Source organism: Thermostichus sp. MS-CIW-15 (assembly GCF_054060575.1).
This window is the reverse complement of sequence record NZ_JBSSDI010000061.1, coordinates 1-6858: the sequence shown is the minus strand read 5'-3', so window position 1 is coordinate 6858 and position 6858 is coordinate 1. Positions and strand designations below refer to the sequence as shown.

General features: G+C 61.7%; 5 protein-coding genes. All 5 read left to right on the top strand.

Translation table 11 applies throughout. The features are described 5' to 3' along the window. Positions 1-200: 200 nt before the first annotated feature. The 5 genes from ACVW0R_RS13320 (at position 201) to grpE (ending at position 6770) form a co-directional block, all read left to right on the top strand. Positions 201-1796 carry an S-layer homology domain-containing protein gene (locus ACVW0R_RS13320; protein ID WP_414401804.1) on the top strand — a complete coding sequence of 532 codons (1596 nt, stop codon included), beginning with the start codon at positions 201-203 and terminating at the stop codon, positions 1794-1796. A gap of 130 nt (positions 1797-1926) precedes the next feature. Then, a complete protein-coding gene (locus tag ACVW0R_RS13315) occupies positions 1927-2871 on the top strand; it encodes a hypothetical protein (RefSeq protein WP_168173639.1) in 945 nt (314 codons plus the stop codon). A 63-nt stretch (positions 2872-2934) separates the two neighbouring features. Further along, positions 2935-4155: a DUF445 domain-containing protein gene (locus ACVW0R_RS13310; RefSeq protein WP_457502191.1), complete on the top strand. Its 1221-nt coding sequence runs from the start codon at positions 2935-2937 to the stop codon at positions 4153-4155. 63 nt (positions 4156-4218) lie between these two features. Further along, the gene (locus ACVW0R_RS13305) at positions 4219-5880 is read left to right on the top strand and encodes a bifunctional metallophosphatase/5'-nucleotidase (protein WP_011429855.1); all 1662 of its coding nucleotides are present in this window, start codon (positions 4219-4221) and stop codon (positions 5878-5880) included. 152 nt (positions 5881-6032) lie between these two features. Further along, a complete protein-coding gene (grpE, locus tag ACVW0R_RS13300) occupies positions 6033-6770 on the top strand; it encodes a nucleotide exchange factor GrpE (RefSeq protein ID WP_228375447.1) in 738 nt (245 codons plus the stop codon). Positions 6771-6858 lie beyond the last annotated feature (88 nt).

Genomic DNA, 6858 nt, shown 5'->3' with positions numbered 1-6858 from the left:
AATAATCCGCCGCTTCTCTCGGTTTTACATACCTAGCCATACCAAGCAGCCATACTGAACATACTGGGCATTATTTTCAGTATAGTCCAGCATATTATTGACTAGAGTCATGCTCCATCCGGCTCTTCTTCGATTGTTGATTGTTTGGGCCGATGTCTTTTCTTAGAGCCTTTCTAGCAGGTAGCGAGGAGTTGTAGGGGATGCGTGAGTTTTCTCTTTGGCAAAGTTGGAAGGCGGCAGCCGTGATAGCGAGCTGGGGCAGTTTGTTGCTGGTTGCGGATCCCGTTTGGGCGCAACTTTCCGATATCAGCACCTACTGGGGCGCCCAGTACATCGCCGGGCTCAATGAGCGGCAGATCATCGGCGGCTTCCCAGACGGCACCTTTCGCCCCAACGAGTCGATTACGCGGGCCCAGTTTGCCGTTATCGTCACCAAAGCTTTTGGGCTAGATACCAACGTCCCTGTGCGCCCCTTTGCCGATCCCATTCCCAGTTGGGCAGCTCCCTCCATCGGCGCGGCGGCAGCAGCGGGGTTGGTTTCCGGCTTTCCCGACGGCACCTTCCGTCCCAACGATGTCCTCACCCGCGCCCAGGCCATCACCGTTCTGACCCGCGCCGCCACCAACGGCAGGCTCCTCGAGGATCCCGGTCAAATTGAAGCCATTCTGTCCGGCTTTACCGATGCCAATTTGGTTCCCAATTTTGCCCGCGCCCCCATCGCGACAGCAGTTCAAGAAGGTCTGTTGGTGCTCTACCCTGATCCCACCCGACTGAATGCCCAGGCGGTGGCCACGCGGGGGGAAGTGGCGGCTCTCACCTACCAAGCGCTGGCCAAGGTGGGCCGGGTGCCCAGCCTAGACCCGCCTGTGGGAGCTGCCATCCCCGGGCCAGGGATCCGCACCGAGCTTCTGGCTCAGGTCCCCCCCACGCCTGAGCCCCTGGCCACGCCGGATATCCCCGTGGAGCCGCTGGTGGAAACGCTGCCCGCCGCCCCAGAGGTGAGAACTTTCTTTGCCCGCGAGGAGCTGGGATCCGTCAAGCCGGGAGATACCTTGACGGTGTATTTGCTGGGATCGCCAGGGGCGCAGGCGTCTTTCTCCATTCCCGGCATTGCCTACAACCTGCCCCTGCAGGAAACCCGCCCCGGCCAATACGAGGGCAGCTACACCTTCCGCAGCCAAGACCGGGCCTCGGAAGCGCCAGTATTTGCCCGTCTGGAGCGGAATGGGCTGGTGACCCTGGTGCGATTGCCGGACAAAACCATCAGCATCGGTCGGGTGACCGACACCACCTTCCCCACCATCAGCGACCTGGCGCCGCCCAACGGAGCGGTGACCGACAACCCGCGCCCATCCATCTCCGCTCGCTTTCAAGATGACCAGGGAATCGACCTCAATAGCTTTACCCTGCTGGTGAACAACGTGGACGTTACCGCCCAAGCTCAGCTCAGCCGCACCGGCTTCGCCTACACCCCAGCCGAGCCGCTGCCCACCGATCGACCGACCTTGATTGCCGTCCAAATTGCCGATACCAGCGGCAACACCGCCATCCAGCAGTGGTCTTTCCAGGTGCAGGCCGCCCAGCCCACACCCACTCCAACGCCCACCCCTACTCCAACACCCACACCCACTCCAACACCCACACCCACTCCAACACCCACACCCACTCCAACACCCACGCCGACTCCCACACCCACGCCCACACCGGAAGCGACTCCGACCGCAACAGCAACGCCTACCCCCACCCCAGAGCCTGTAGTGGAGCCTTTGCCTTCTCCCTCTCCCAGCCCTTCTTAGGCAAGAGGGATCCCATGAACAGGCTTTAGTGGTGTTTTAAAGGCCAATGGGTTGCCCCTAGATACTACATCTAGTGGGCACGAGCTGGTCAGGATGCTAAGCTACTGCCAGTTGTGACTGGACGGGATCCATGAGCTCAGCGTTGCAGCCGTTTTTGCCGTCGTGGCAAAGGGTTGGCTTTGGGTGGCTGGTGAGTGGGGTGTTGTGGGCTGCGGCGGTCGCTCCCATCACTGCCCAGCAGTTCGAGTTCACGCCCCAAGCCCCTCAGCCAAATCCCGTCCCTACCCTGCCTCTGCTCAGCAACCCGCCCGGCTCCACGGCTCCGCAAGCCCTGCCGCCTGTGCCTCAGGTGCCGCAAATGCCCCTCACGGGGGATCCCCTCCCCCCACCGGGGGATCCGAGCCCGGCCCCAATTCCGGTGGTGCCCGTTCAAGCGGCGCCAGGTGGACCAGCTCCGCCAGGCGAAGCCTACTCCTATCAACGGCGGCCCGACCTCAGCCCAGGGGGGAACCTGGCTGGGGCCGCGCGGGGCGAGCTGCCTGCCGGCACCCGTATTCCTCTTACGGTCTACCGACCCATCACCTTCCAGCCCTACCAGGCCATCAGCGCCAACCTGGAAGTCTCCGAGCCAGTGCTGGATCGCTTTGGCCAGGTGGTGATCCCGCCAGGGAGTGTGGTGTGGGGCACCTTTGAGCCGGTTTACAGGCCCAGGGATCCCCTCAGTCGTGGCGAAGACAATGCCGACCTGCGGAAACAGATCCTCGGCAACCGCTTTGTGGCCAACCGCCTCACCATCGGCCCTTCTACCTATCTCATTAGAGGCCAGTCTGCACTGCTCCCGGTTGGGTTGGATCGCAACGCCGATGTGGGCACCACCGTCGCCCGTGGGGCGGGCTATGGGGCGGCGGGCGGGTTGGCCTTGGGGGTGCTCACAGGGGGATGGGGCTTTTTGCCCATCCTGGCCGGCGGCCTGGCGGGTGCTGCTGCAGGTAGTACCAACATCGACCGGGTGGTGACGCTGCAGCCCAACACCCTGGTGGAACTGGAACTGAGCGAGAGCCTGATCATCCAATAGCCTTGACAAGAAGCGAGCAGGAGCGGGTCGGTAGAGTAGAGAAGATCCCCCCAAGTTTGCTCCATGGCCCTTTGGATCTACGTCGTGCCCCCCCTGGCCGGGCTGGTGATCGGCTATTTCACCAACGACATCGCCATCAAGATGCTCTTCCGGCCCTACCGGGCCTATCGGATTTTCGGCTGGCGCATCCCCTTCACGCCCGGCCTGATCCCGCAGAACCAGCCCCGCCTGGCCAAGCAGATTGCCAAGACCATCATGGGATCCCTGCTCACGCCAGAGGAGCTGCACAATCTGGCCCGCAAGCTGCTGCGAACTGAGCGCATGCAGGCAGGGATCCGCTGGCTGCTGGGGGTGGCGCTGGATCGGCTGCAAAACCCCGAGCAACAGCAGCAAACCGCTCAGGTGCTGTCGCGCATCTTGGCCGATCTGTTCAACGAGTCGTTGCCCCGCCTGGTGAAGGTGCTCGCCCGCCAGGAGACTTTTTTGGAGGGGCCGATTAACCAACTGTTCGACCAGGTGCTGCTAGAGCTGCGCCTCAACGCCGAGCAAGCCCGGCAGCTTTCGGAGTGGATCCTGAAGCAGGCGCTGCCCCCCAAGGTGTTGCGGCAGAACCTGGTGGATTTTCTCACCGATCGCAACATCGAAGCTTTGGATGAAGAATTTCGCGAGCGGGCCACCGGCTCCTACTGGCTGGTGGCCAACTTGTTTGGCCTCAAAAACGCCCTGCTGCGCCTGCGCACCTATTGCCTGGAGGAGCCGGAAGGGGCAGAGGCCATCTTGGAAGATCTGCTCAAAGACATCAACGCCCCCCGCCGCCTGACCGAGATCCTGCAGAACCTCTCCCTGCAAAACCTGCCGGTTTCCGCCGTACGTCAGTTGCGCCGTGCCCTGCGCGATGGGATCCAAGATTACCTGCGCAGCCAAGGGCCAGAGGTTATCAAGGGGCTGGGGGAGAGCATCGATTGGGAAAAAGTGGCCAGCCTGGTGTTGGGTCGCCTGCGCAACTCCAAGGCGCTGATCGCCTCCATCGATCAGATCAGCGCCGACCTGGCTTTGATCCTGGAGCGCTACCTAGAGCGGGATCTGGAATCGCTGATGATGCAGGTGATCCCCGTGTTGAACTTAGATCAGGTGATTGCCGACAAAGTCAACGCCACCTCCCCTGCTGAGCTGGAGCAGGCCATTCAGCAAATTGTGCGCCAGGAACTGCAGGCCATCGTCAACTTGGGGGGGCTGTTGGGTTTTTTGGTGGGCTGCGTGCAGGTGCTGTTTTTGCTGAGGTGACGGCCCCCTTCCCCAGAAAACGGGAGCTTGGATTGCGGCTTTTGCTTCAGTTATGATATTGGAATGCGGTTAACAATTCTCCACACTTCCGATCTCCACGCCAACCTGCATCCCTGGAACTACTTTGCCGGGATCCCTGCAGAACATGGCTTGGCCAAGCTGGCCACCCTGATCAAGCGTGTGCGAGCAGCCAGCGAGGATCCAGTGTTGCTCATCGACAGCGGCGACACGATCCAGGGATCCCCCTTAGGCACCTACTATGCCCAGGTGGAGCGGGTCTCCCCCCATCCCATGGCCCACGCCCTCAACGCCCTCGGCTACGACGCCTTTACCCCCGGCAACCACGACTTTAACTTTGGGCTGCAGGTGCTGCAGGATTTCACCGCCGATCTCCGCTGTCCCACCCTGTGCGCCAATATTCTCCGCCACAACGGGGATCCGCTGTTTCGCCCTTACCTCATCCGAGAAGAGGCCGGGATCCGCGTTGGCCTGCTGGGGCTGACCACCCCCCGCATCGACACCTGGGAGCGGCCCGACTACATTGCGGGGCTGCGCTTTGCCCCCCTGCTGGAAACTGCCCAGCACTACCTGTCGCTGCTACGGCCCCAGGTGGACGTGTTGGTGCTGATCCTGCACAGCGGTTCCAGCCAACTGCCTCCCCTGCGCAGCCCTGAGGGCTGGCGCAGCCCGGATCGCCGCGGCTGGGCCAGCAACAAAAGCTTGGTGGGGGAAAACGAGCTGCTGGCCCTGGCCGAGCTCGAGGGCATCGACGTCATCCTCTCCGGCCACACCCATCAGACCATTGCCGGCCTGGGGGGGGCCAAGGCCCTGGTGGTGCAGCCCGGCTACTGGGGCAGCCACCTTTCCCACGTGTCTTTGGAGCTGGAGCGCCACGGCGGACGCTGGCAAGTTGTCGGGAAAACTGCCCAGTTGCTGGCTGCGGAAGGGATCCCTGCCGATCCCGAACTCCTGGCCCTGACAGAGCCCTACCACCAGGCCACCTTGCGCTACATCCGCCAGCCCATTGGGCAGGCCCGTTGTGCCTATCGCGGCGGGCTGGCAGCCCGTTTTGGGGCCAACCCCCTAGCAGAGCTGCTCCATCAGGCCCAACTGCAGGCGGTACGGGAGGCCGGCCTTTCGGCGGAACTCTCCCTGGTCAACATCTGCAGCAGTGCCGGCCTGGCAGCGGGCCCCATCTTTCTGCAAGACGCCTACAGCCTCACCGTTTACGACAACACCCTCTGCGTCTTGGAGATCACCGGCGACATCTTGCGACGCGCCCTCGAGCAGACCGCTGGCTATTTTCGCCAGTTGGATCCCGAGCATCTCCCGGCAGATCCCGCCTCTGTCGTCGCCCCCGAAGCCCGCGGCTACACCTTCGACCTCTACCACGGCATCGACTACTGCTTCGATCTCACCCGCCCTGTAGGCGAGCGCTTGGTGACCCTACAATTTCGCGGCCAGCCGGTGCAGCCGGATCAGACCTTTCGCCTGGCCATCAACCACTACCGCGCCGGCGGTGGGGGGGGCTACAGTATGTTCCAAGAAGCCCAAACCCTCTGGATCTCCGCCGACAGCATCCGCGACTTTCTCGCCCGCCACATTCACACCCATTCCCCCATCCAGCCCATCTACCGCCACAACTGGCACCTCATTCCCAACTTGGCCGAGATCTACTTTCCCCAGAGCTTGGGCCAGCTCCAGGACAGCCTGCTGGTAGGCTAGAACAACTAGGGATCTCAACTGGCTGGCAGAGGAGTCGGTAGAATACGATCAGCACAGAGCCCAGTTTGGCTGATTGCGACGCTGGTTTTGAGACTGCCAAACTGTCGGCACCCGACGTTACTGCTCCTTAATCACGCTTGTCGACATAACCCATGACTGCTGAAGAAAAGCAACCGATGCCCACAGAAGATGCCTATCCTGAACTCCAGGAAGAGGAAATCGACGTAGAAGCAGAGCTGGAGAAGCTGATTTTGGAAGACCGTGAAGCGGAAGCCAGCACCTCCTCTGGCGAAGCCAGCGCTGAGGCTTCTCAGGATCTCAGCGAAACCTTAAAGCAGCTCCAGCAGGAGTTGGAAATAACGCGCCAGCAACTGAAAGAGAAGGAAGAGTCCTACATCCGCCTCTATGCCGATTTTGAGAACTACCGACGGCGTACCCAGCGGGAAAAAGAGGAGTTCAGCCAAAAAGAACGGCAGAAATTTGTGCTGGAGATCCTGCCTGTGGTGGATAGCTTTGAGCGGGCGCAGCAGCAGTTAAAGCTGGAGACCGACCGCGAGCGGGAGGTGCACAACAGCTACCAAAGCGTCTATCGCTTGCTGGTGGAATGCTTGAAAAAGATGGGCGTATCCCGCATGAAATCGGTAGGCCAGCCCTTCGATCCTAACCTGCACGAGGCCATAGCCCGCCAGCCCAGCAGCGAGTACCCCGAAGATGTGGTGGCCGTCGAATATCAACCGGGCTACAAGCTGGGGGACTTGGTGATTCGCCACGCCATGGTGGCTGTCTCGTCGGGCAGCCCAACCTCTGAACCGTCTCCCTCAGACCCAGCCACCCCCAAACCCGAGCCGGAAAGCACGCCTGCCTCTCCCCAAAACCCCCAACATTCGTGACGTACTCCCGCACTCATGCTGACGCATAGAGTGCGGGCTTCCCAGTGACTCCTGCCCGATAGCAGGACATTTCCTGAGCTTGAAGAAC